Raw genomic sequence first — 22,769 nt, 5'->3', positions numbered from 1 at the left:
ACTTGCTCTCAAAGGAAACCCCGACGAGGGGTTTCATACATAAGCTCTACTGGCTTAGTTCACTAGCACACTGTTGAGTTCTCAAGCAACACACTTCGGACCGCCGCGCCGCGAAGCGCCTTGGTCTTCGGCTTTTGTTTCAAGCTTTGTTCCAGGGATACCACCCTGGTTCGGGACCACCCACTCTACCACGATCGTGGGAGCTTGGTTCGTGTTCCCGGCGGCCGCCCGGTTTCCCTGGCGACTTGGAGAACTTTACATGCCCCCGAAACCCCCTCGCACAGGGGGGTCCCTTTTATCGCGCCAGGCCGCTGACCTGCACCGATCAGCGATCAAGCCGGCTGCGGCTCCCCGTGGGTCGCGACGACCGTCAGCGCGACGAGCGCGGCCGTCAGCACCGCGGCGACGTGGATCGGCGCCGGCGTGAACGAAGCGGCCAGGACGAGCACCGCCGTCACGGGGAAGCCGATGGCGATCGGGCGGCACTCGTTGGTCGGCCCGATGTGCAGCAGCCACACGCTCAGCAGGAAGACCGCGACCGGGATCGTGGTCGGCAACGCGGCGGTCACCCCGTCCAGGTGCAGCGTTCCCGTGTCGTAGGCGACCGCCACCTCGAGACCCGCCCCGACGGCCGCGGCGGACGCGAAGATGAAGTAGTGCCCGTAGCCCCAGCTCATCGACGTGAACATCGTCGGGCGGCGGACCAGCCGCGCGTGCCCGGGGCGGTCGAAGTACAGCCACCACATGGCGAACACGAGCACCAGCCCGGCCGCGGCCAGCGAGACCAGCGCGCCGGTGTGCCCCGGCTCCGCGGTGCCTTCCTTGATCGCGTTCGTCGCGCTGAGGATCACCTCGCCGAGCACGATCAGGGTGAACAGGCCGTACCGCTCGGCGATGTGGTGCGGGTGCCACGTGGTGCCGTGCCGGCTCTCCGCCCAGACCGGGACGGCCATCTCCAGCACCGCGAACACGACGAAGGCGACCAGCCGGATCCCGGTCGGCAGCCACAGGTAGGCCACCCACAGCACCTGGACCGCCGCGATGCCGGTCGCGTACCGCAGCGCGGTGGGGCGGCAGCCCGGGTCCGACCGCGCGGCCCGCAGCCACTGGAACACCAGCGCCAGCCGCATCAGGACGTACCCGACGACCATCAGCCGGAAGTCGCCTTCGAACGCGCTCGACACCGCCGCCGCGACGGTCAGCCCGCCGGCGATCTGCACGAGCGTGGCCAGCCGGTACGGGACGTCGTCGGTGTCGAACGCCGAGGCGAACCAGCTGAAGTTCAGCCAGCCCCACCAGATCGCGAAGAACACCATCGCGAACGACGTGACGCCGTGGGCGGCGTGCCCCTCGGCCAGCGCGTGGTGCAGCGAAGCCGCGGCCTGGCCGACGGCGACCACGAAACAGAGGTCGAACAGCAGTTCCAGGGGGGTCGCGACGCGGTGGTGCTCACCGCTGTCGCGCGAGCGCATCGGCCGGTACCACACCCGCAACCGGCTGTCCGGCCGCGACGGCTGCTGGGTCATCGAAGCTCCCCGTTTCGTGCCTGTCGGACGCGGTCATCCCAACATGATCACGAGCGGGGTGGAAGCACGACACGGAGAACGGGTGGGCCCGGTTCCCCCTCACCCGGGCCCACCCGCTGCCGTCACGCGCCGGCGGCTGCCGATGGGCATCCCTTCCGCGACTGCCGGACGGTCCCCCGCGGACGCCGACACTCACTGGACGGAAGGTGACCGAGTGTGTCCATTCCCTCGAACTCCGGACGCCTCGATCGCTCGGGCCGGTCACCCCATCCCCGGGTGGCCGACCGATTGCCACTGTCGGTAGCCGAAGCCGCGCAGTGAAGGCTCCATAAGATCTACCCGGTTGCTCTGCGTAGCACCAGTGTCTTTCCGTGCTCGTCACTCGTTTGGAGCATCGCGAATCTGCGGAAAGTAGTGTCTCAGCCCCGTTGGACGTCCGCGGCGGACGTCTCGGCCCGCCGGTCCTCGGTTTCGCGCTCCGAAGTCTGCGCACGGTGGCGCCGCGCCCGCAGCTCGGCGATCGCGAGGGCCAGCGCGGCGCACGTCAGGCCGGCCGCGCAGCACAGCGCGACGGTGAGCGCGCGCGGGTAGTCCTTCGCGGCGCCGACGAACGCGCCGAATACCGACGCGAGCACGGCGGTGCCGATGGCCGTGCCGATCCGCTGCCCGGTCTGCAGGGCACCGCCGGCGACGCCCGCCATCCGGACCGGCACGCACTCGAGCGTCAACGTCGTGTTCGGCGAGATCACCATGCCGCCGCCCACCCCCGCGAACAGCAGCGGCAGCGCGAACGCCCACCCGGACGCCGACGGCGGGACGAACCCGGCCAGCAGCGCCACGGCGAGCAGGCCCAGCGCGACCATGGCCAGGCCGGTGACGGTCAGCCGCCTGCCGAAGGTCGGCACGAGCCGCCCGGCGACGGCGGCCGACACCGCCGAGCCGAGCGCGAACGGCGTCACCGACAGGCCCGACTGCAGCGGCGTGTAGTGCAGGCCCTGCTGGAAGAACATCGCGAAGACCAGCCAGATGCCGGCGAATCCGCAGAAGTAGAGCGCGCCGACCGACGCCCCGGCGGCGTAGCCCGGCGTGCCGGTGAACAGCCGGGTGTCCAGCAGCGGTGACCGGCCGTGGCGCACCACCCGCCGTTCCCAGCGCACGAAGGCGAACCCGAACACCGCGGCGACGAGGAAGAGCCACCACAGCTGCGCGAAGCCGCCGCTGTCGGAATCGATGACCGGCAGCAGCACGCCGAGGACGGCGACCGCGAGCAGCGCGATGCCGACGAAGTCGATCTCCTGCCGGACGCTGAGCTGCTTCTTCTCGCTGCGCGGCAGCAGCCGCAGGGCGAGCGCGAACGCCAGGACGCCGATCGGGACGTTGACGTAGAACACCCAGCGCCAGCCGTCCTGGGTGCCGAACACCGCGAGGATCGCGCCGCCGAGGATCGGGCCGACCGCCGTCGAGATCCCGACGACCGCGCCGAACATCCCGAACGCCCGGCCGCGCTCGGCACCGCGGAAGAGGTCCTGGATCAGGCCGGTGTTCTGCGGGGTGAGCATGCCCGCCGCGACGCCCTGGGCGAGGCGCGCGATCACCAGCGTCGTCTCGTTCGGGGCCGCGCCGGCCAGCGCGCTCGTGATGACGAAGGCGGCGAGGGCGCCGAGGAACATGTTCCGGCGGCCGAACGCGTCGCCGAGCCGGCCGCCGGTGACCAGGACCAGCCCGAACGCCAGCGCGTAGCCGGAAACGACCCAGCGGATGCCGCCGCTGGTCGCGTGCAGCCCGGACTGCATCGACGGGAGCGCGACGTTGACGATGCTGACGTCGAGCAGGCCCATGAACCCGGCCGTCAGCGAAACGGCAAGCGCTTTCCAGCGACGGGGATCGGGTTCGTAAGTCATCTCGTCCAGCAAACACGAAAGGCGGGATCCGCGCGCGTTGTGCGCACCGATCCCGCCTCCCGGAACGTCACGTCGAAGCCGTGATGCCCCGGATGCCCTTCAGCTCGCCGATCAGCATGGAGCTGACCTTGACCGGGTAGTCGTAGAGCGCGAAGACCGTCTGGTTCTTGCCCACCAGCTTGAGGTGCACCGGGGTCTCCCCCTTGTGGGCGAGCAGCGTGGACCGCAGCTCGCTGACCACCGACTGGTCGATCTTCTCCGCCGCGGCGAGCAGGACCAGCGGCGGCTCGTCGTCGCCGTTGCCCGTGCCGACCTCGGACAGGTCCAGTGTCGCGAGGCCGCCGCCGAAGACCGACATCTTGTCTTCACGCCAGTTGACCCGGCCCTTGACCAGGACCGCGTTGTCCTCGATCAGCTCACCCGCGAACAGCGCGTACGCCTTCGGGAAGAACAGCACCTCGAGGGAGGCGTCCATGTCCTCGACCGTGCAGATCGCCCAGGGCTCGCCCTTCTTGTTGACCCGCCGCTCCAGCGACGTGATCAGCCCGGAGATGACGATCTCGCCTTCCTTCGGCGGGTCGGCGAGGATGCCGGCGATCGGCTTCGGGGCGTGCTTGCGCAGGATCCGCTCGGCGCCGTCCAGCGGGTGCGCCGAGACGTAGAGGCCGAGCATCTCGCGCTCGTAGGCGAGCAGCTGCTTGCGCGGGTACTCCTCTTCGCCGAACTTCAGGTGCGCGAGCGGCGACGACGACGGGGCCGCCTCGCCCTCGTCACCGCCGAAGCCGAAGAGGTCGAACTGGCCCATCGCCTCCTGGCGCTTGAGCGGGACGACGGCTTCGACCGCGTCCTCGTGGACCTGGATCATCGACAGCCGCGTGTGGCCGAGCGAGTCGAACCCGCCCGCCTTGATCAGCGACTCGATGACCCGCTTGTTGCAGGCCACGAGCTCGGACTTGTCGAGGAAGTCGGTGAAGGAGGCGTACTTGCCCTTCTCCTCGCGCGTCTTGATGATCGACTCGACGACGTTCGCGCCGACGTTGCGGACGGCACCCATGCCGAAGCGGATGTCGTCCCCGACGGCCGCGAACCGCAGGGCCGACTCGTTGACGTCCGGCGGCAGCACCTTGATGCCGAGGCGGCGGCACTCGGACAGGTAGACCGCCGACTTGTCCTTGTTGTCGCCGACCGACGTCAGCAGCGCGGCCATGTACTCCGGCGTGAAGTTCGCCTTGAGGTACGCGGTCCAGTAGGAGACCAGGCCGTACGCGGCCGCGTGGCTCTTGTTGAACGCGTAGCCGGCGAACGGGAGGATCGTGTCCCAGAGCGCCTTGACGGCCTCGGCGGAGAACCCGCCGGGGACCAGGTCGCTGGCCTTCATCCCGGCTTCGAAGCCCTCGTACTCGAGGTCGAGGACTTCCTTCTTCTTCTTGCCCATCGCGCGGCGGAGCACGTCCGCGCGCCCCATCGTGTACCCGGCCACCTTCTGGCCGATGTGCATGATCTGCTCTTGGTACACGATCAGGCCGTAGGTGTCGGCCAGGATCTCCCGCAGCGGCTCGTCGAGCTCCGGGTGGATCGGCTTGACCTTCTGCCGGTTGTTCTTCCGGTCGGCGTAGTCGTTGTGCGCGTTCATGCCCATCGGGCCGGGGCGGTACAGCGCGCCGACCGCGACGATGTCGTCGAACACCGTGGGCTCCATGCGGCGGAGCAGGTCGCGCATGGGCCCGCCGTCCAGCTGGAACACGCCGAGCGTGTCGCCGCGGGCGAGCAGCTTGTACGTCTCGGGGTCGTCGACGCCGAGGGTGTCGAGGTCGATGTCGATCCCGCGGTTGGCCTTGATGTTGTCGATCGCGTCCCCGATGACCGTGAGGTTCCGCAGGCCCAGGAAGTCCATCTTCAGCAGGCCGATGGCCTCGCACGACGGGTAGTCCCAGCCGGTGATGATCGAGCCGTCGTCACGCTGCCAGAGCGGGATCGCGTCGGTCAGCGGGTCGCACGACATGATGACCGCGCAGGCGTGCACGCCCGCGTTGCGGATCAGGCCTTCGAGGCCGCGGGCGGTCTCGAAGATCGTCTTGCACTCTTCGTCGGTCTCGACGAGCGCGCGGACCTCGGCGGCCTCGCCGTAGCGCTCGTGCTTCGAGTCGACGATGCCCGAGAGCGGGATGTCCTTCGCCATGATCGGCGGCGGCAGCGCCTTGGAGATCTTGTCCGCGATCGCGTAGCCCGGCTGGCCGAAGTGGACGCGAGCGGAGTCCTTGATCGCCGCCTTGGTTTTAATCGTGCCGAAGGTGATGACCTGGGCGACCTTGTCCGCGCCGTACTTCTCGGTGGCGTACCGGATCATCTCGCCGCGCCGGCGGTCGTCGAAGTCGATGTCGATATCGGGCATCGAGACGCGCTCGGGGTTGAGGAACCGCTCGAACAGCAGCTTCTGCGGGATCGGATCCAGGTTGGTGATACCGAGGACGTAGGCGACGAGCGAGCCAGCGGCGGAACCACGGCCGGGGCCGACCCGGATGCCGACGCGGCGGGCGTAGCTGATGAGGTCGGCGACGATCAGGAAGTAGGCCGGGAAGCCCTTCCCGATGATGACGTCGAGCTCCTTCTCGATGCGCTCGTCGTAGCCCTCGGGCGGGCCGTCCGGGAAGCGCCACTTCAGGCCCTTCGCGACCTCCTCGCGCAGCCAGCTGCCCTGGTCGTAACCCTCCGGCACCTCGAAGAACGGCAGCCGGTCCTTGTGCGCGTACACCTCTTCGTAGGACTCGATGCGCTCGGCGATCATCAGCGTCGTGTCCGCCGCGCCCGGGACCTCCTTGTCCCAGTACTCGCGCATCTCGGCGGCGGACTTGAGGTAGTAGCCGTCGCCGTCGAACTTGAACCGGGTCGGGTCGTTGAGGGTCTTGCCCGCCTGGACGCACAGCAGCGCCGAGTGCGTGTCCGCCTGGTCCTTGGTGACGTAGTGCGAGTCGTTCGTGGCCAGGGGCTTGAGGTCGAGCAGCCGGCCGATCTCGAGGAGGCCCTCGCGGACCGACCGCTCGATCGGCAGCCCGTGGTCCATCAGCTCGAGGAAGAAGTTGTCGGCGCCGAAGATGTCCTTGTAGTCGGACGCGGCCTGGATCGCCGCCTCCTTCTGGCCCAGCCGGAGCCGGGTCTGCACCTCGCCGGACGGGCAGCCGGTGGTCGCGATGATGCCTTCGTGGTTCTCCGAGATCAGCTCGCGGTCCATCCGCGGCTTGCGGTAGTAGCCCTGCATGCTGGCCAGCGAGGACAGCTTGAAGAGGTTCCGCAGGCCGGTCGCGTTGCCCGCGAGCATGGTCATGTGCGTGTACGCGCCGCCACCGGAGACGTCGCCGCCCTCACCGAACTCGTCCGAGCCGCGCTGGTTGGCCTGGCCCCAGAAGACGGGCTTCTTGTGGAACCGGCTCTCCGGCGCGATGTAGGCCTCGATGCCGATGATCGGCTTGATGCCGGCCTTCTTGGACTGCTGGTAGAACTCGTCGCCGCCGTACATGTTGCCGTGGTCGGTCATGCCGACCGCGGGCATGCCGAGGCGCGCCGCCTCCGCGAAGAGGGGGGCGATCTTCGCCGCACCGTCGAGCATCGAGTACTCGGTGTGGACGTGCAGGTGGACGAAGGAATCGTTCGACACCAGCGAAAACCTCCCCTTGGTCGTTCGGACCGGCGCGCCCGGGCTCCCCAGCCTATCCCGGACTCGCCGGGCTCGATTGTGCGCCTCCGAAGCCCGCGCCGGGTGGCGCGACGCGCCACCGATTCGGGCGGTGATGATCACGGTGCGGCGGGCGGGCACCGGGCGCGGTCGGGCGGTCACGGGCGGCGGTGGCGGGGGCCGGCCGGCGGGCTTTCGGGTCGCGCCGAGCCGGCTGCCTCGCGCGCGGACACGCGGACACGCGTCCGCGCGTCCGCGCGCGATCCGGGGCCGCGGGCCGCGCGCCGGGCGGTGAGGTGAGCCACAGCCGCCCCGGCCGGCGTTGACAGCCCGTCCCCCGCCGCCGACCATTCCCCGCATGAACCTGTCTGACAGCCAGACAGCCGGACAAGGTGGTCCCCGGCGGGTCAGCGCCATGGAAGCCGTCCTGGCGCACCTGCGGCAGCTGATCGAACGCGGTGACTACCCCCTCGGCGCCAAGCTTCCCTCCGAAGCCGCCCTGAGCAGGGAGTTCGAGGTCAGCCGCTCGGTCATCCGGGAGGCGCTGCGCGGTCTGCAGGCCCTCGGCATGACCGAGTCCAAGACCGGCAAGGGCACCTTCGTCACCGCCACCGGACCCGCCGACAACCCCACCTTCGGGCCCTACTCCGCCCGCGATCTCATCGAAGTCCGACGGCACGTCGAGATCCCCGTCGCCGGCTACGCCGCCACCAGACGCAGCCAGGACGACCTCGACCTCCTCGCGCACCTCCTCGACCGGATGGACGCCGAGACCGACAACACCGCGTGGGTCGCGCTCGACTCGCTCTTCCACATCACCATCGCCCAGGCCTCGGGCAACCCCGTCTTCGGGAAGGTGATCGAAGAGATCCGGGACGCGCTGGCCCGCCAGTCCGCCTTCCTCAACCAGCTCGGCGACCGGCGGCGGCAGTCGAACATCGAGCACCGCGAGATCGTCACGGCCATCGCGAGCGGCGGCGAAGCAGCAGCCGTCGAGGCCATGACCGCGCACCTCACGCACGTCGAAGCCACTCTCACCAGCATCGTGAACGGGGACCAGTGACCGAACAGACCCTGACGGCCACGACCGCGGACGCGGGCGACGCCGGCTACCGCAAGGCCCTCAAGCCCCGGCACGTCAACATGATCGCCATCGGCGGCGCGATCGGCACCGGCCTGTTCCTCGGCGCCGGCGGCCGGCTCGCCCAGGCCGGGCCCGCGCTCGCCATCGTCTACGCCGTCTGCGGCCTCTTCGCCTTCTTCGTCGTCCGCGCGCTCGGCGAGCTCATCCTCTACCGGCCCTCCAGCGGCGCCTTCGTCTCCTACGCCCGCGAGTTCATGGGCGAGAAGGGCGCGTACGTCGCCGGCTGGATGCACTTCCTCAACTGGTCGACCACCGGCATCGCCGACATCACGGCCATCGCGCTCTACGCGCACTTCTGGTCGTTCTTCTCGCCGGTCCCGCAGTGGGTGCTCGCGCTGATCGCGCTGGCCGTCGTGCTGACGCTGAACCTCGTCTCGGTGAAGCTGTTCGGCGAGATGGAGTTCTGGTTCGCCATCGTCAAGGTCGCCGCGCTCGTGCTGTTCATGGTGATCGGGATCTTCCTGCTGGTGACGCAGACGCCGATCGACGGCGCCGCGCCCGGCCCGCAGCTGATCACCGGGCACGGCGGGATCTTCCCCACCGGGCTGCTGCCGATGGTGCTGATCGTGCAGGGCGTCGTGTTCGCCTACGCCTCGGTCGAGCTGGTCGGCGTCGCCGCCGGCGAGACGCCGAACCCGGAGAAGATCATGCCGAAGGCGATCAACTCCATCATGTGGCGGATCCTCGTCTTCTACGTCGGTTCGGTCGTGCTGCTGGCGATGCTGCTGCCCTGGAGCTCCTACACGAAGGACCAGAGCCCGTTCGTCACCGTCCTCTCGCACCTGGGCGTGCCCGCGGCGGACAGCGTGATGAACCTGGTCGTGCTCACCGCGGCGCTGTCGAGCCTGAACTCCGGGCTCTACTCGACCGGCCGGATCCTGCGGTCGATGGCCAAGGCGGGCTCGGCGCCGAAGTTCACCGGGGTGATGAACCGCAACCAGGTGCCCTACGGCGGCATCCTGCTCACCGCGTCGGTCTGCGTGCTGGGCGTCGGGCTCAACTACCTGGTGCCGAAGGAAGCCTTCGACATCGTGCTCAACTTCGCCGCGATCGGCATCCTCGCCACCTGGGCGATCATCGTGCTCTGCCACCTGCTCTTCGTCCGGAAGGCCAAGCGCGACGGGCTCGAGCGGCCCGCGTTCCGGCTGCCGTTCTCGCCGTACACCGAGATCGCGACGCTCGTGTTCCTCGCCGCCGTCGTCGTGCTGATGGGCTTCGACGAGACCGGCCGGATCACCCTGCTCGCCCTGCCCGCGATCGCCGTCGCGCTGGTCGCGGGCTGGTTCGCGGCGCGGCGGCGGATCGACATGCGCGCGTTCGACGAGGAGGGCATGTGACCACCGAGCCCCTGGTCGAGCTGGTCCGCGACGGCATGGTCGAGGGCGGCCACCACGGCGCCGCGATCGTGCTCGCCCCGGACGGGGAGACGCTGTTCGCCGCGGGCGACCCGGACGCGCCGATGTACCCGCGGTCGACGGCGAAGCCGCTGCAAGCCGCGGCGATGGCCCGGCTCGGGCTGCTCCTGTCCCCCGCCGGGTTCGCGATCGCCGCGGCCAGCCACTCCGGCGAGCCGATGCACCTCGACGCCGCTTCCGCCGTGCTCGACGGCCACTCCCCCGACGAGCTGGGCAATCCCGCGGACTTCCCGTACGACCCCCTCGAGCGCGACCGCTGGCTCGCCGACGGCCGCGCGCCGAGCCGGCTGGCGCACAACTGCTCCGGCAAGCACGCCGCGATGCTCAAGACGTGCCGGCTCAACGGCTGGGCCGTCGACGGGTACCTCGACCCGGCGCACCCGCTGCAGCGCGCGATCGCCGCCACCGTCGAGGACCTCACCGGCCACGGCATCGAGCGCGTGGCGGTGGACGGCTGCGGCGCGCCCCTGTTCGCGACGACGCTGCGCGGGCTGGCCACGGCCGTCTCGAAGATCGCCGCGGCGGCGCCCGGCACGCCGGAGCACCTGGTCGCCGACGGCATCCGGAAGCACCCGGAGCTGGTCGGCGGCAGCCGCCGCGACGTCACCGCCGTCATGCGCGCGGTGCCCGGGCTGATCGCGAAGGACGGCTTCGAGGCCGTCCAGGTCGCCGCGCTGCCGGACGGCACGGCGATCGCCGTCAAGATCGCCGACGGCGGCGACCGGGCGCGGTACCCCGTGCTGGCCGCCGCGCTGAAGCTGTGCGGCGTCGACGTGCCGCCCGGACCGGACAACCTGCGCGTCACCGGAAAACTGGCCGCCACTGTGGGGAGCTTGTGATGACCACCCGCCGCGAACACGACCTGCTGGGCGACAAGGACGTCCCCGCCGGCGCCTACTGGGGCGTGCACACCGCCCGCGCCCGCGAGAACTTCCCCATCACCGGCACGACGATCGCCGCGTACCCGCACCTGATCGAGGCGCTGGCCGCGGTGAAGGAGGCCGCGGCGCGCGCCAACGCCGAGCTGGGGCTGCTGGAACCCGGGATCGCCGACGCCATCGTGCGGGCCTGCCGGGAGATCCGCGAAGGCGCGCTGCACGGCGAGTTCGTCGTCGACGTCATCCAGGGCGGCGCCGGGACGTCGACCAACATGAACGCCAACGAGGTGATCGCCAACCGCGCGCTCGAGCTGCTCGGGCACGCCAAGGGCGACTACCACGTCGTGCACCCCAACGAGCACGTCAACCTCGGGCAGTCGACGAACGACGCCTACCCGACCGCGGTCAACGTCGCGACGATCATCGCCGTGCGCGAGCTGTCCGAAGCCATGGTCGTGCTGGAGAAGGCGTTCGCGGCCAAGGCCGTCGAGTTCCACGACGTCCTGAAGATGGGCCGGACGCAGCTGCAGGACGCGGTCCCGATGACGCTCGGCCAGGAGTTCGGCACCTACGCGGTGATGCTCGGCGAGGACCGGCTGCGGCTGAACGAGGCCGTCGCGCTGCTGCACGAGATCAACCTCGGCGCGACCGCGATCGGCACCGGCCTCAACGCCGCGCCGGGGTACGCCGAAGCCGCGTGCCGGCACCTGCGCGAGATCACCGGGCTGCCCGTCGTCACCGCGGCCGACCTGGTCGAGGCGACCCAGGACTGCGGTGCGTTCGTGCACCTTTCGGGCGTGCTCAAACGGATCGCGGTCAAGCTGTCGAAGAGCTGCAACGACCTGCGCCTGCTGTCTTCCGGGCCGCGGGCCGGGCTGAACGAGATCAACCTGCCGCCGGTGCAGGCCGGGTCGTCGATCATGCCCGGCAAGATCAACCCGGTGGTCCCCGAAGTGGTGAACCAGGTCGCGTTCGAGGTGATCGGCAACGACGTCACCGTCACGATGGCCGCCGAGGCCGGGCAGCTGCAGCTCAACGCGTTCGAGCCGATCATCCTGCACGCGCTGTCGGAGAGCATCACCCACCTGGGCGCGGCCTGCCGGACCCTCGCGGAGAAGTGCGTCTCGGGCATCACCGCCAACGTCGACGTCGTGCGCGGGTACGTCGAGAACTCGATCGGGCTGGTCACCGCGCTCAACCCGAGCATCGGCTACGCGGCCGCGACCGAGATCGCCAAGGAAGCGCTGGCCACCGGGCGGGGCGTCGCCGAGCTCGTCGTCGAGAAGGGCCTGATCCCGGCCGAGGAGCTGGCCAGGCTGCTGCGTCCGGAAACGCTCGCGCGCGCGAACTGAGGTACGGTCGGATCCGGAAGGATCGACTCCACTTCGGAAGGCGGGCGCCCGTGCTGGACCGACTTGTCGACAAGCTGCTCGGGCTCCCCCGCGCCGAAGGGCCGAAGCCGGAGGTGACGCGCGACCTCACCGTGCCGATGCCCGACGGCGTCACGCTGCTCGCCGACCGGTACGCGCCGGCCGGGACCACGTCGGCGCCGGTGGTGCTGATCCGCACGCCGTACGGGCGCGCGGGCATCCTGTCGAAGCTCTTCGGCGACACGTTCGCCCGGCACGGCCTGCAGACGGTCGTCCAGAGCACGCGCGGCTCGTTCGGCTCCGGCGGCGAGTTCCGCCCGTTCCACCTCGAACGCGAGGACGGCGTCGCGACCGCCGAGTGGCTGCGCGCGCAGCCGTGGTGCGACGGCGACATCGCCATGGCGGGCGCCAGCTACCTCGGCCACACGCAGTGGGCGGTCGGGCCGTACCTCGACCCGCCGCTGAAGGCGATGTGCCTGGGGGTGACGGCGTCGGAATTCGTCTCGACGTTCTACCCGGGCGGCGTGCTCGCGGCGGACAACATGGTGTCGTGGTCGGCGATGATCGGCCGTCAGGAAGAGCGCTTCGCCGCGCTGCCGAACCCGCTGCAGAAGCGCAAGACGCGCAAGGCGATGTCGTTCCTGCCGCTGAGCCGCGCCGACGTCGCCGCGATCGGGAAGCCGGTGCAGTTCCTCCAGGACATCACCGAGCACTTCGTCCCCGGCGACGACTACTGGGCGATGTCCGACCACAGCGCCGAAGTCGCGAAGCTCGACGTCCCGGTGTCGATGGTGACCGGCTGGTACGACCTGTTCATCGGCTCGCAGCTGCGCGACTTCCGGACCCTCGCCGAGGCCGGCAAGGCGCCGCGGCTGACGGTCGGGCCCTGGGCGCACGGCGAGCCGGCGAGCATGGGCCCGATGATCCGGGACCAGCTCGGCTTCCTGCGCGCGCACCTGCTCGGCGACCGGACGCAGCTGCAGCGCTCGCCGGTCCGGCTGTTCCTGCAGGGCGCGGGCACCTGGCTCGACTTCGAGTCGTGGCCGCCGCCTTCGACGGCGACCGCGTCGCACCTGCGGCCGATCGGCGGGCTCGGCGAGTCCGTCGACGGCGAGGCGCGGCCGACGACGTTCACCTACGACCCGGCGGATCCGACGCCGGCGGTCGGCGGGCCGCTGCTGACCGGTGACTGGAAGCAGAAGGACAACCAGGCGGTCGAAGCCCGGCCGGACGTGCTCGTGTTCACCGGCGAACCGCTGCCGGCGGAACTGGACGTCATCGGCGAGGTGTCGGCGACCGTGCACGTGCGCACCGAACTCGGCCACGCCGACGTCTACGTGCGGCTCTGCGACGTCGACACCGGCGGCGTGTCCCGTAACGTCACCGACGGGATCGTGCGGCTGCGCCCCGGGTTCCCGGAGGCGGGCGCGGACGGCGTGGTGACGGCGGAGGTGACGCTCGACCCGACGGCCTACCGCTTCCGCCGGGGCCACCGGCTGCGCGTCCAGGTCGCGGGCGGGGCGTTCCCGCGGTTCGCGCGCAACCACGGGACCGGCGAGCCGGTCACGGCGGCGGTGCAGGGGCAGCCGAACCGGTTCGAGGTCTTCCACGACGCCGCCCGGCCGTCGAAGCTCACGCTGCCGGTGTTCGGCTGACCAGGCGCGTCCACCGGCGGCGCGCCGGCGGCCAGCCGGCGAGGAAGAGCGCGGCCGCCGTCCAGACCGGCCAGCCGGCTGCTGCCCAGAGCCCGAGTGCGCGGGCGGTGCCGGACTCGCCGAGCTGCCACCACGCGGCGTTGGCGGCGAGCAGCAGCCAGCCGAGCTGGACCAGCCAGCCCACCGGGTAGCACGCGATCGCGGCCAGCGCGGTGGCGCGCGGGCCCGCGTCGAGCAGGTGACGGCGCAGGGCCATCGGCGGGTGGGTGAGCCGCGCCGTCACGCAGCGGGACTTGGGCGCGCGGAGCCGGGTGGCCGCCGCGGCACCCGCGACGTGGTCGGCGGCGAACTCGGCGCTCCACGCCCCGGCGACCGGCAGCGTGATGGCGGCCAGCAGCGTTCCCCCCGCCGTGAGCAGCATCAGGCCGAGCCCGGCGCCGATATCGCCGCCGGAGTACTCGCTCCCGTCGAGGAAGCCGGCGAACCACACCGCCCCGGCCGGGACCACGGCCGTCCAGACGAACAGGCCGAACCAGTGCCGGACGACGAACGCCAGCGGGCTGGTCGCGCCGGCGAGCAGGGTGTCGCCCTGGCGGCAGTGCGCGAGCTCGTGCCGCACGACGGCCTCGGCGGCCGCGCGGTCCCGCCGCCAGAGCACGACGAGCGGCGCGAAGACGGCGAGCCGCGGCCGGCGCGGGCCGCGGAGGTAGGCGAACGCGAGCAGGTCCGTGCGCCGCGGGTTGGCCCGGACTTCGACGACGGGCAGCTGGGCTCGCGCGTACCCGGCGATGGCGGCGAGGGTGGGGGTGCGGGGATCGCCCAGCCCGTAACGGCGTTCGACGAGCCGGCCGCGGACACCGGCCCCGGCGACGGTCACGACGGCGGCGAGCAGGACGAAGGCGGGCACGAGGTCGACCAGCCCGGCGACGCGGAGGAGATCGCTACCGGGCAGGGTCGAAGCGGGGTTCGGCGTGGCGCCGACGAGGTCGAGGACGGTGTCCCACCAGGAGGGGAACTGGCGGGGCGCGGTCCAGCAGACGGCGGTGAGGAACCAGAAGAGCAGCCAGGGCGGCGCCGGGGAGAGGGGCACGGGGTCGGGGTGCGGAGGCAGGCCGCCACCCGGAACCGGGCCCGGCGCGTGGCTACCCGTCCCGAAGCCGCCCGTCACCGCTTCCGCTCCTCCGGGGGCGCCGCCGCCAGGAACGCGCGCGTGCCCGCGCCGTCGTTGATCAGCGCCCGGACGATCCGGAACGTCAGCACCTCGCTCTCGATCGGCGGCACTCCCGCTGCCATCAGTTCCGCGACGATCGCGTCGATCAGCCGGTTCAGCTCCGGCAGCGGCGGTTCCGCGGGCGCCGCCTTCGCGCGGCGCCGGTCCCACAGGTCCCCCAGGTTCTTCAAGAGCGTGGAAACACTGCTGAGATTCCCGCCCAACGCCGCCCAGATCGCCGGGGCCGCCAGCGTCACCGCCGCCAGCACGTGCGGGAACAGCACGATCGGCGCGGTCACGTCGAAGCCGCCCGGGACGGAGTTCGCGCGGGCGAACAGCTCCCGCCGGGACGCCCCGCCCGTCAGGTACGCCGCCGTCAGCGCCGGGACCAGCTCCACCTCGTCCGGCGCCACTCCCTCCGCCAGGCGCACCGCCCAGCCGATGACCTCGTCGCTCACCCGCTCCGCCTTCCTACGCGAACGCCTCGTGGAACTCCACCGCGTAGGGGCCGGGCACGAACCCGCCGCCGAGCCCCAGCCCGACCACCACCGTCTCGCCCGGGGCGACCGCGGAGCGCACCTGGCCGAACAGGTCCGCCACCTTCGTCCCGCCGACGGAGAGCGTCAGCCGGAACAGCCCCGTCCGGGCCCGGTCCGCCCGGTTCGTCACGGTGATCTCGCCGGTGAAGAACCCGGTGCCGTCGTCACCGACCCGGGCGCCGCTCAGCTCCCACTGCCGGTCGCTCCCCCACGCGGGGACGTCCGTCAGTGCCGGAGCCGCGGGAACGCGAACCGGCTCGGGCGGCCGGCTCAGGTGGAGCACGAACCCGAGCAGCGCGGTGACCGCGACCACCCCGAGCGCGCGGAACCCCGCGCGGCGAACGACGCCCGGCACCCGTTCCTCCACTGTGGACGGACACCCGGCCGGGCGTCCGACCGGGAGTCGCACCCGCGGGCGAAGCCGTTACAAACCGGTCGTAACGTCTCCGCGGCCGCCACCGACCTACGCCGTGACACGCCGCCCAGGTCAGGATTTCCCTTGATCAGCACCCGGAAGATCGTCGCCGCGCTGACCGCGTTCCTGCTCGTCACCGCCGGCTGCGGCGGGGTAGAGCAGGTCGCGAGCCCGGCGCCGGTTTCGACGACCGACCCGCCGACGACCACGACCGAGCCGACGACGGACACCCCCACGACCGGCGAGACGACCTCGGAAACCACGGAGCCCACGACCGAGGAGGAAACGACGACCTCCGAGACCGAAGAAGCGCGCGGGACCACCTCCGGCTCCTACGACGTGACGATCTCCGGCTCGGTCTCGGGCCACTCGTTCCGCCGGCCGGCCACCCTCCGGGTCGTCGACACGATCTCCTCGAGCGGCACCACGAACGACGTCAACCCGGTGGACGTGTGCCTGGTCTCCGGCAACCCCGCCGCCCAGCCCCAGCCCGGCGCCATCCGGTTCGGCTCCAACTCCGGCTGCCTGCCCGGGTCCGGCGCCGCGGACCTCGACCTGGCGAGCGTCGACGCCGACGGCACCACGATCACCGTCGAACCCGTGGAGAACATCGCCGCCACCGGCGGGAACGTCTTCACGGCGTCGTCGAGCATCGCCGCCTGCCCGTACTACCCGGTCTCGGGACGGCTGCGCGTGACGATCGACGACGGCGACGTCTCCGGCAGCATCGAAGTCACCGGCTACGGCGGCGCTTTCTGCCCCAGCACCAGCTTCGACGCGACGATCTCCGGCTGAGCCCTCAGCCGGCGACGCGGTGGTGGCTGGTCACCCGGCCGTCGTCGTGCAAGACGTGCAGCAGCAGCGAAGGCGGCCGCTCGTAGTCGAGCGGGCCGCCTTCGTCCCAGCCGCGATCGGCGCCGGACTCGACCGGCAGCAGCGACTGCGAAACGACGCCGGGCGCGATGCGCAGCGGCACGCCGGCGAACGTCGTCGACGCGCCGGTGTGCACGTGCCCGGCCAGCAGCGCCTTGACGCGGGGGTGGCGGCCCAGCACCGCCGCCAGCCGGTCTTCGCCGGACTGGCGGATCGCGTCGACCAGCGCCACCCCCACCTCGACCGGCGGGTGGTGGAACGCGACGAACGCCGGGCCGTCGCCGCCGGCGAGGAGGTCGTCGAGCCAGTCCAGGGTCTCGTCGGCGAGGAATCCCGCGCCGCGGCCGGGAATCGTCGAGTCGCACAGCGCGAACAGGACGCCCTCGACCTCCTGGGCGAGGTCGATCGGGGCGTCGGAAGCGGGCAGGCCCAGCAATCCCGTGCGGAACTCCGCCCGGACGTCGTGGTTGCCCGGGCAGACCAGTACCGGCGCCGGGTGCTTGAGCAGTTCCGCGGCGCGCGCGTACTCCGATGCCGCGCCGTGGTCGGCGATGTCGCCGGTCACCACGACCGCGTCGACCGGCTTCGCGAGCCCGCCGAGGTAAGCCATGACGGCGGCGACCCGATCCTCCGCCCGCGGATCGCCGTCGAGGTGCAGGTCGCTCAGGTGCGCGATGATCATCTTTCGTCCTTCCCCAGGTACGCCAGCGCTTTCACCCAGTTGCGGACGAGCACCGCGGACGCGGTCGGCAGGTCGCCGTCCCGCAACGCGGCGGCGATCCGGCGGTGCTCGCCGATGCTCTCCCCGGCGCGGCCGGCCCCGCCGAAGTAGCACGATTCGTACCGCTTCAGCAGCGGCTTGGTCTGCCCGATCAGCCGCAGCAGGTGCGGGTTGGGGCAGCGCGACAGCAGCAGGGCATGCCACCGTTCGTCCACATCGGACAGATCGGCGCCGGATTCCAGCGCCGCGGCCATCTCGTCGGCGACGGCGTCGAGCGCGTCCGGGAGCCCGGCCAGCTCCAGCGGCGACGTCCAGCGCAGGGCGAGCGCTTCGAGCTCGGCGACCAGCGGGTAGAGGCGGCGGGCCTCGTCCGGGTCGAACGGCGGCACCAGGAACCCCCGCCCGGGCGCCGACACGAGCAGGCCGCGGTCGGCGAGCCCGATCAGCGCCTCCCGCAGCGGCGTCCGGCTGACGCCCAGCTCGCGGGCCAGGTGCACCTCGTTGACGCGGGCGCCGGCGGCGAGCCTGCCGTCCAGCACGCGGGTGGTGATCTCCTCGATGAGGTCGCTGCGCAACGGGGTCCGGGCCATGGACGACAGTATTGCATACAGAACACAGCTACTGTATTCAGTTCACATGACCTTCGACGTCGACCGCGCCCGCCGTGACACGCCCGGCTGCGCCGAAGTGGTCCACTTCAACAACGCCGGTTCGGCGCTTCCGCCGTCCGTCGTGACCGACACCGTCGTCGAGTACCTGCGCCACGAAGCGCTGACCGGCGGCTACGAAGCGGCCGCGGAGGCGTCGGACCGGCTGGCCGCGGTGTACGCGTCGGCGGCGCGGCTCGTCGGCGGCGAACCGGACGACATCGCCCTCACCGACAACGCGACCCGGTCGTGGCAGGCCGTCTTCTACGCGCTGCCCTTCCAGGCCGGGGACCGGATCCTGACGTCGCGCGCGGAGTACGCCAGCAACGCCATCGCCTACCTGCAGGTCGCCCGGCGCACCGGCGCGGTCGTCGAGGTGGTCGGCGACGACGAGTCGGGGCAGCTGGACGTCGAAGACCTGAAGCGGCGCGTCGACGGCGACGTCAAGCTGATCGCCGTCAGCCACGTGCCCACCCAGGGCGGGCTGGTCAACCCGGCCGAGGAGATCGGCGCGGTCGCCGAGGCGGCCGGCATCCCGTTCCTGCTCGACGCGTGCCAGTCCGCCGGCCAGCTCGACCTCGACGTCTCCCGCCTGAAGTGCGACGCGCTGTCGACGACCGGCCGCAAGTACCTGCGCGGACCGCGCGGCACCGGGTTCCTCTACGTGCACCCCCGGCTGCGGGAGCGGCTGGAGCCCGCGATGCTCGACCTGCATTCGGCGAGCTGGGTGTCGCCGACGGAGTACGTCGTCGACCCGACGGCCAAGCGCTTCGAGGTGTGGGAACGCGACTTCGCGGCGGTGTTCGGCCTCGGCGCGGCGATCGACTACGCGCTCGAGTGGGGCCTGCCCGCCATCGAAACGCGCGTCGCCTCGCTGGCGGCCACGCTGCGCGGCCGGCTCGCCGAAGCCGGAGCGCGCGTGCACGACGTCGGCGCCCGCAAGTGCGGCATCGTCACGTTCAGCGTGGCGGGCACTCCGGCCGCGGAGATCAAGGCCCGGCTCGCCGAGGCGAACATCACCACATCGGTCTCGTCGCGGACGTCGGCGCAGTACGACTTCACCGCGCGCGACCTGCCGGACATGGTCCGGGCGTCGGTGCACTACTACAACACCGAGGACGAGATCGACCTGCTGGTGAGCAAGCTCTAGAAGGCGTTCACACCGGTCAGTTCGGCCGACACCGTCCACAGCCGCTCGGCGAGCACCGGGTCGATCGCGTAGTCCTTGACGCCCGTGCGGGTGCCGTCGGCGGGCGCGGGCTCGGCGACGTCGCAGTCGTCGAGGTAGACGCCGCCGAGGCCGTCGAGCTGCGGGGACGTCGCCGCCCAGACCTGGGTGGCGGCGCCCTGCTCCGGCGTCTTCGCGCCGCCGGTGACCCGGCCTTCGGCGTCCAGCATCCCGGCGTCGACCAGCTCCTGGCGGTCGAGGTAGCGCACGAGGTCGGTGAGGATCCGGCCCGGGTGCAGGGCGAACGCGCGGACGCCGTGGTCGCGCGCGAGCTTGTCGAGGTGGACGGCGAAGAGCACGTTCGCCGTCTTGGCCTGGCCGTAGGCGAGCCACTTGTCGTAGCCCCGCCGGAATTCGAGGTCGTCGAAGCGGACCGGGCCGTAGTGGTGGCCGCGCGAGGACACCGAAACGACGCGCGCGCCCGGCGCGAACGCCGGCCAGAGCCGGTTCACCAGGGCGAAGTGGCCCAGGTGGTTGGTCGCGAACTGCGCTTCCCAGCCCGGCCCGACGCGCGTCTCGGGCGACGCCATGATCCCGGCGCTGCCGATGAACATGTCGATCCGGCGGCCCGAAGCGAGGAACCGCCCGGCGAACGCGCGGACGCTGCCGAGGTCGCCGAGGTCCAGTTCGTCGACCTCGACGTTTTCGAAGCCCCGCAGGGCTTCTTCGGCCGCGGTGCGGCGGCGGGCCGGGACGACGACGTGCGCGCCCGCGGCGGTCAGCGCCCGGGTGGTCTCCAGACCGATTCCCGAGTAGCCGCCGGTGACGATCGCGAGCTTGCCGGACAGGTCGATCCCCGCCACGGCTTCGGCCGCGGTGGTCTCGGCTCCGAAACCCGAGCCGATCTTGTGCTGTGCAGTGGTCATACCCCGACGCTAAGTCCTGGAGTGAACTCCAGCGCAAGCGCGAGTGACGCGGGGATCAGTCCTTGAGCAGCTGCCGCGCGATGACGAGCTTCTGGATTTCGCTGGTGCCCTCGTAGATCCGGAACAGCCGCGCGTCGCGGTAGATCCGCTCGACCGTCACCCCGCGGACGTACCCCATCCCGCCGTGGACCTGCACCGCGCGGTCGGCGACCCGGCCGAGCATCTCGGTGCAGAAGAGCTTCGCCGACGACGGCCCGAGCTTGCGGTCCTCGTTCGAGTCGTACTTCGCGGCGGCCTCGTGGACCATCGCGCGGCCGGCCGCGAGCTCGGCGTGCGACTCCGCGAGCAGCGCCTGGACGAGCTGGTACTCGCCGATCACGCGGCCGCCCTGACGCGCCGTCCGCGCGTACTCGACGGCTTCGGCGAGCGCGCGTTCGGCCATGCCGACGCACAGCGCCGCGATGTGCAGCCGGCCGCGGGCCAGCGAGGCCATCGCGATGCCGAAGCCCTTGCCCTCCTCGCCGACCAGCGCGTCGTCCGGCAGCTCGACGTCGTCGAAGACCACCTCGGACGTCCACGCGCCGGCCTGGCCCATCTTCGCGTCGTGCGGGCCGACCGTGACGCCCGGTGCTCCGGCGGGCACCAGGAACGCCGAGATGCCGCGGCTGCCGGTGCTGTCGAGGTCCGTGCGCGCGAACGCGACGAAGACCTCGGCCAGCGGCGCGTTCGTGATGAACCGCTTGGTGCCCGAGAGCCGGTAGCGGTCGCCGTCGCGGACCGCGCGGCTGGTCAGCCCGCCCGGGTCGGAGCCGGCCTCGGCCTCGGTGAGCGCGAAGGAGGCGATCGCCTGCCCGGCCGCCAGCCGCGGCAGCCAGCGGGTGCGCTGGTCCGGCGTCCCGTAGTGCACGATCGCCTGGCCGGCGATGCCGTTGTTGGTGCCGAACAGCGACCGGAACGCGGGCGTCGTGTGGCCGAGCTCGATCGCGAGCCGGACGTCTTCGGCCATGCCGAGGCCGAGCCCGCCGTACTCCTCCGGCAGCGCCCAGCCGAACAGGCCCAGTTCGGCGGCCTTCTCGCGGATCTCGGCCGGGATCTCGTCGCGCTCGTCGATCTCCGCCTCCCGCGGCACGACCTCCTTGCGCACGAAGTCCCGCACCGCGCCGAGAACCTGCCCGAAAAGCTCCGCGTCCATGAGGGGCACGCTACCCGGTAGCGTGCGGCTCGTGAGCACCTTCTTCGACGTCGCGCACGAGCACCCGGAGCGCCTCGCGGTGCTCGCGCCGGACGGGACGGCCGCGACCTTCGGCGAGCTGGCCGCGCGGGCGAACCGGCTGACGCACGCGCTGCGCCGGCTGGGCCTCGGGCCGGGTGACGGCGTCGTCGCGATCGTCCACAACGGACTCCCCTACTTCGAGCTGCTGTTCGCCACGCTGCAGGCGGGGATGTACTTCACCCCGGTCAACTACCGGTCCTCGCCGGACGAAATCGCCTACGTGGTCGCGAACAGCGGCGCCCGCGTCGTCGTCGCGGACGCGGCCATCGCGCGGACCTGCGACCCCGGCGTGCCCCGGTTCTCGGTCGGCCCGGTCGCGGGCTGGGGCGACTACGCCTCCTGGGGTGAGGACGAGCCGTCGACGCCGCCCGAACCGCGGACCGCGGGGCAGACGATGCTCTACACGTCGGGCACCACCGGGCGGCCCAAGGGCGTCCGGCGCGCCCTGAGCGGGAAGCCACCGGCGCTGCACCCGATCCACCGCGACCTCATGGCGCGCTTCGGCGTCGAGCCGGGGCCGGGTGTGCACCTGGTGGCGTGCCCGCTCTACCACGCGGCGCCCGGTTCGTTCGCCGTCAACGCCCTGCACCTGGGGCACAGCGCGGTGCTGATGGACCGCTTCGACGCCGAAGGGGCGTTGCGGCTCGTCGAGGAGCACCGGGTCACGGACACCCACCTGGTGCCGACGATGTTCCACCGCATGCTGCGGCTGCCCGAGGATGTCCGTGCGCGGTACGACACGACGAGCCTGACCAGCGTCATCCACGGCGCGGCGCCCTGCCCGCGCGAGGTCAAGGAGCGGATGATCGCCTGGCTCGGCCCGGTGGTGCACGAGTACTACGGTGCTTCGGAAGGGCTGATCTGCGGCGTCACGGCCACCGAATGGCTGGCGGCGCCGGGCACGGTCGGCCGGCCGCTCACCGGCGTCCGGTTGAAGATCCTCGACGACGACGGCGCGGAGGTCCCGGACGGCGAGCCGGGCACGATCTGGTTCAGCTCCGCCCACACCGCGATCGACTACCTCGGCGACCCGGAGAAGACCGCGGCGAACCGGTCCGGGGAGTTCATCACCGTCGGCGACTTCGGCCACCGAGACGGCGAAGGCCGCGTCTTCCTGCTCGACCGCCGGACCGACCTGATCCTCTCCGGCGGCGTCAACATCTACCCGGCCGAGATCGAAGCGCGGCTGCTGACGCACCCGGACGTCGCCGACGCGGCGGTGATCGGCGAGCCGGACGAGGAGTGGGGGCAGCGGGTGATCGCCGTCGTCGAGCCCGTCCCCGGCGTTCGCGCGGGCGACGACCTGGCCGCGCGGCTGGCCGAGCACTGCCGGGCGGCGCTGGCCGGGTTCAAGACGCCGAAGCGGTTCGACTTCACCGATCGCCTGCCGCGCACGGAATCGGGCAAGATGATGCGGCGCACCCTGCGCCGGACCTGA

At 71.7% G+C, this 22,769-nt stretch carries 18 protein-coding genes; 8 read left to right on the top strand and 10 right to left on the bottom strand.

Features of this window, described 5'->3' with window-relative positions; genetic code table 11:
* Positions 1 to 332: 332 nt before the first annotated feature.
* From ACWEVP_RS48575 to dnaE, 3 genes are all read right to left on the bottom strand, one after another.
* On the bottom strand, positions 333 to 1,526 hold the full coding sequence (locus tag ACWEVP_RS48575) for a low temperature requirement protein A (protein ID WP_452069401.1): 1,194 nt from the start codon (positions 1,524 to 1,526) through the stop codon (positions 333 to 335).
* Positions 1,527 to 1,945: 419 nt separating this feature from the next.
* Positions 1,946 to 3,427 carry an MFS transporter gene (locus ACWEVP_RS48570; RefSeq protein ID WP_452069400.1) on the bottom strand — a complete coding sequence of 494 codons (1,482 nt, stop codon included), beginning with the start codon at positions 3,425 to 3,427 and terminating at the stop codon, positions 1,946 to 1,948.
* 67 nt (positions 3,428 to 3,494) lie between these two features.
* Positions 3,495 to 7,079, bottom strand: coding sequence for a DNA polymerase III subunit alpha (gene dnaE / locus ACWEVP_RS48565; protein WP_452069399.1), 3,585 nt, complete (start codon positions 7,077 to 7,079; stop codon positions 3,495 to 3,497).
* Positions 7,080 to 7,512: 433 nt separating this feature from the next.
* On the opposite strand from dnaE, the gene ACWEVP_RS48560 reads away from it, so the two are divergent.
* Genes ACWEVP_RS48560 through ACWEVP_RS48540 form a run of 5 tightly spaced genes read left to right on the top strand, consistent with a single transcriptional unit; the run spans position 7,513 to position 13,559 of the window.
* The gene (locus tag ACWEVP_RS48560; protein WP_452069405.1) at positions 7,513 to 8,160 is read left to right on the top strand and encodes a FadR/GntR family transcriptional regulator; all 648 of its coding nucleotides are present in this window, start codon (positions 7,513 to 7,515) and stop codon (positions 8,158 to 8,160) included.
* Entirely contained in the window at positions 8,157 to 9,578 is a 1,422-nt protein-coding gene (locus ACWEVP_RS48555; RefSeq protein WP_452069398.1) for an amino acid permease, read from the top strand. The genes ACWEVP_RS48560 and ACWEVP_RS48555 overlap by 4 nt, the downstream gene beginning before the upstream one ends.
* Positions 9,575 to 10,495 (top strand): asparaginase, encoded by a 921-nt coding sequence (locus ACWEVP_RS48550; protein WP_452069397.1) that lies wholly within the window; start codon positions 9,575 to 9,577, stop codon positions 10,493 to 10,495. Before ACWEVP_RS48555 ends, ACWEVP_RS48550 begins: the two co-directional genes overlap by 4 nt.
* Complete coding sequence (gene aspA, locus ACWEVP_RS48545) at positions 10,495 to 11,886, top strand: aspartate ammonia-lyase (protein ID WP_452069396.1); 1,392 nt, start codon at positions 10,495 to 10,497, stop codon at positions 11,884 to 11,886. Before ACWEVP_RS48550 ends, aspA begins: the two co-directional genes overlap by 1 nt.
* A gap of 50 nt (positions 11,887 to 11,936) precedes the next feature.
* A complete protein-coding gene (locus ACWEVP_RS48540) occupies positions 11,937 to 13,559 on the top strand; it encodes a CocE/NonD family hydrolase (protein WP_452069395.1) in 1,623 nt (540 codons plus the stop codon).
* Here ACWEVP_RS48540 and ACWEVP_RS48535 read toward each other — a convergent pair.
* The 3 genes from ACWEVP_RS48535 to ACWEVP_RS48525 form a co-directional block, all read right to left on the bottom strand.
* Entirely contained in the window at positions 13,537 to 14,649 is a 1,113-nt protein-coding gene (locus ACWEVP_RS48535) for a hypothetical protein (RefSeq protein WP_452069394.1), read from the bottom strand. The two genes, ACWEVP_RS48540 and ACWEVP_RS48535, sit on opposite strands and share 23 nt — an antisense overlap.
* 74 nt (positions 14,650 to 14,723) lie before the next feature.
* Positions 14,724 to 15,227: a hypothetical protein gene (locus tag ACWEVP_RS48530; protein ID WP_452069393.1), complete on the bottom strand. Its 504-nt coding sequence runs from the start codon at positions 15,225 to 15,227 to the stop codon at positions 14,724 to 14,726.
* 13 nt (positions 15,228 to 15,240) lie between these two features.
* Positions 15,241 to 15,663, bottom strand: a complete 423-nt coding sequence (locus ACWEVP_RS48525) for a hypothetical protein (RefSeq protein WP_452069392.1) — start codon at positions 15,661 to 15,663, stop codon at positions 15,241 to 15,243.
* A 144-nt stretch (positions 15,664 to 15,807) separates the two neighbouring features.
* Between ACWEVP_RS48525 and ACWEVP_RS48520 the strand changes: the two genes are divergently transcribed.
* Positions 15,808 to 16,518 (top strand): hypothetical protein, encoded by a 711-nt coding sequence (locus tag ACWEVP_RS48520; RefSeq protein WP_452069391.1) that lies wholly within the window; start codon positions 15,808 to 15,810, stop codon positions 16,516 to 16,518.
* Between the two features lie 4 nt (positions 16,519 to 16,522).
* Here the strand turns inward: ACWEVP_RS48520 and ACWEVP_RS48515 are convergent, their stop codons facing one another.
* Together ACWEVP_RS48515 and ACWEVP_RS48510 are read right to left on the bottom strand one after the other, a co-directional pair.
* The gene (locus ACWEVP_RS48515; RefSeq protein WP_452069390.1) at positions 16,523 to 17,278 is read right to left on the bottom strand and encodes a metallophosphoesterase; all 756 of its coding nucleotides are present in this window, start codon (positions 17,276 to 17,278) and stop codon (positions 16,523 to 16,525) included.
* A complete protein-coding gene (locus tag ACWEVP_RS48510) occupies positions 17,275 to 17,907 on the bottom strand; it encodes a GntR family transcriptional regulator (protein ID WP_086672503.1) in 633 nt (210 codons plus the stop codon). Before ACWEVP_RS48510 ends, ACWEVP_RS48515 begins: the two co-directional genes overlap by 4 nt.
* A 46-nt stretch (positions 17,908 to 17,953) precedes the next feature.
* Between ACWEVP_RS48510 and ACWEVP_RS48505 the strand changes: the two genes are divergently transcribed.
* Positions 17,954 to 19,114 carry an aminotransferase class V-fold PLP-dependent enzyme gene (locus tag ACWEVP_RS48505; RefSeq protein WP_452069389.1) on the top strand — a complete coding sequence of 387 codons (1,161 nt, stop codon included), beginning with the start codon at positions 17,954 to 17,956 and terminating at the stop codon, positions 19,112 to 19,114.
* Here the strand turns inward: ACWEVP_RS48505 and ACWEVP_RS48500 are convergent.
* Positions 19,111 to 20,058 carry an SDR family NAD(P)-dependent oxidoreductase gene (locus ACWEVP_RS48500; protein WP_452069388.1) on the bottom strand — a complete coding sequence of 316 codons (948 nt, stop codon included), beginning with the start codon at positions 20,056 to 20,058 and terminating at the stop codon, positions 19,111 to 19,113. The two genes, ACWEVP_RS48505 and ACWEVP_RS48500, sit on opposite strands and share 4 nt — an antisense overlap.
* Before the next feature lie 55 nt (positions 20,059 to 20,113).
* Complete coding sequence (locus ACWEVP_RS48495) at positions 20,114 to 21,250, bottom strand: acyl-CoA dehydrogenase family protein (RefSeq protein ID WP_452069387.1); 1,137 nt, start codon at positions 21,248 to 21,250, stop codon at positions 20,114 to 20,116.
* Between the two features lie 31 nt (positions 21,251 to 21,281).
* Here ACWEVP_RS48495 and ACWEVP_RS48490 point away from each other — a divergent pair, with 31 nt between their 5' ends.
* Positions 21,282 to 22,769, top strand: a complete 1,488-nt coding sequence (locus tag ACWEVP_RS48490) for an AMP-binding protein (protein ID WP_452069386.1) — start codon at positions 21,282 to 21,284, stop codon at positions 22,767 to 22,769.

This window comes from Amycolatopsis sp. NPDC003865, from assembly GCF_053605345.1.
The sequence above is the reverse complement of the archived record's forward strand: the minus strand, read 5'-3'. Positions and strand labels throughout refer to the sequence as shown.

Coding starts and splice junctions, on each gene's coding strand:
- ACWEVP_RS48515 (WP_452069390.1), bottom strand. CDS start 17,278: ATGATCATCGCGCACCTGAGCGACCTGCACCTCGACGGCGATCCGCGG.
- ACWEVP_RS48505 (WP_452069389.1), top strand. CDS start 17,954: ATGACCTTCGACGTCGACCGCGCCCGCCGTGACACGCCCGGCTGCGCC.
- ACWEVP_RS48570 (WP_452069400.1), bottom strand. CDS start 3,427: ATGACTTACGAACCCGATCCCCGTCGCTGGAAAGCGCTTGCCGTTTCG.
- ACWEVP_RS48495 (WP_452069387.1), bottom strand. CDS start 21,250: ATGGACGCGGAGCTTTTCGGGCAGGTTCTCGGCGCGGTGCGGGACTTC.
- ACWEVP_RS48500 (WP_452069388.1), bottom strand. CDS start 20,058: ATGACCACTGCACAGCACAAGATCGGCTCGGGTTTCGGAGCCGAGACC.
- ACWEVP_RS48560 (WP_452069405.1), top strand. CDS start 7,513: ATGGAAGCCGTCCTGGCGCACCTGCGGCAGCTGATCGAACGCGGTGAC.
- ACWEVP_RS48575 (WP_452069401.1), bottom strand. CDS start 1,526: ATGACCCAGCAGCCGTCGCGGCCGGACAGCCGGTTGCGGGTGTGGTAC.
- ACWEVP_RS48510 (WP_086672503.1), bottom strand. CDS start 17,907: ATGGCCCGGACCCCGTTGCGCAGCGACCTCATCGAGGAGATCACCACC.
- aspA (WP_452069396.1), top strand. CDS start 10,495: ATGACCACCCGCCGCGAACACGACCTGCTGGGCGACAAGGACGTCCCC.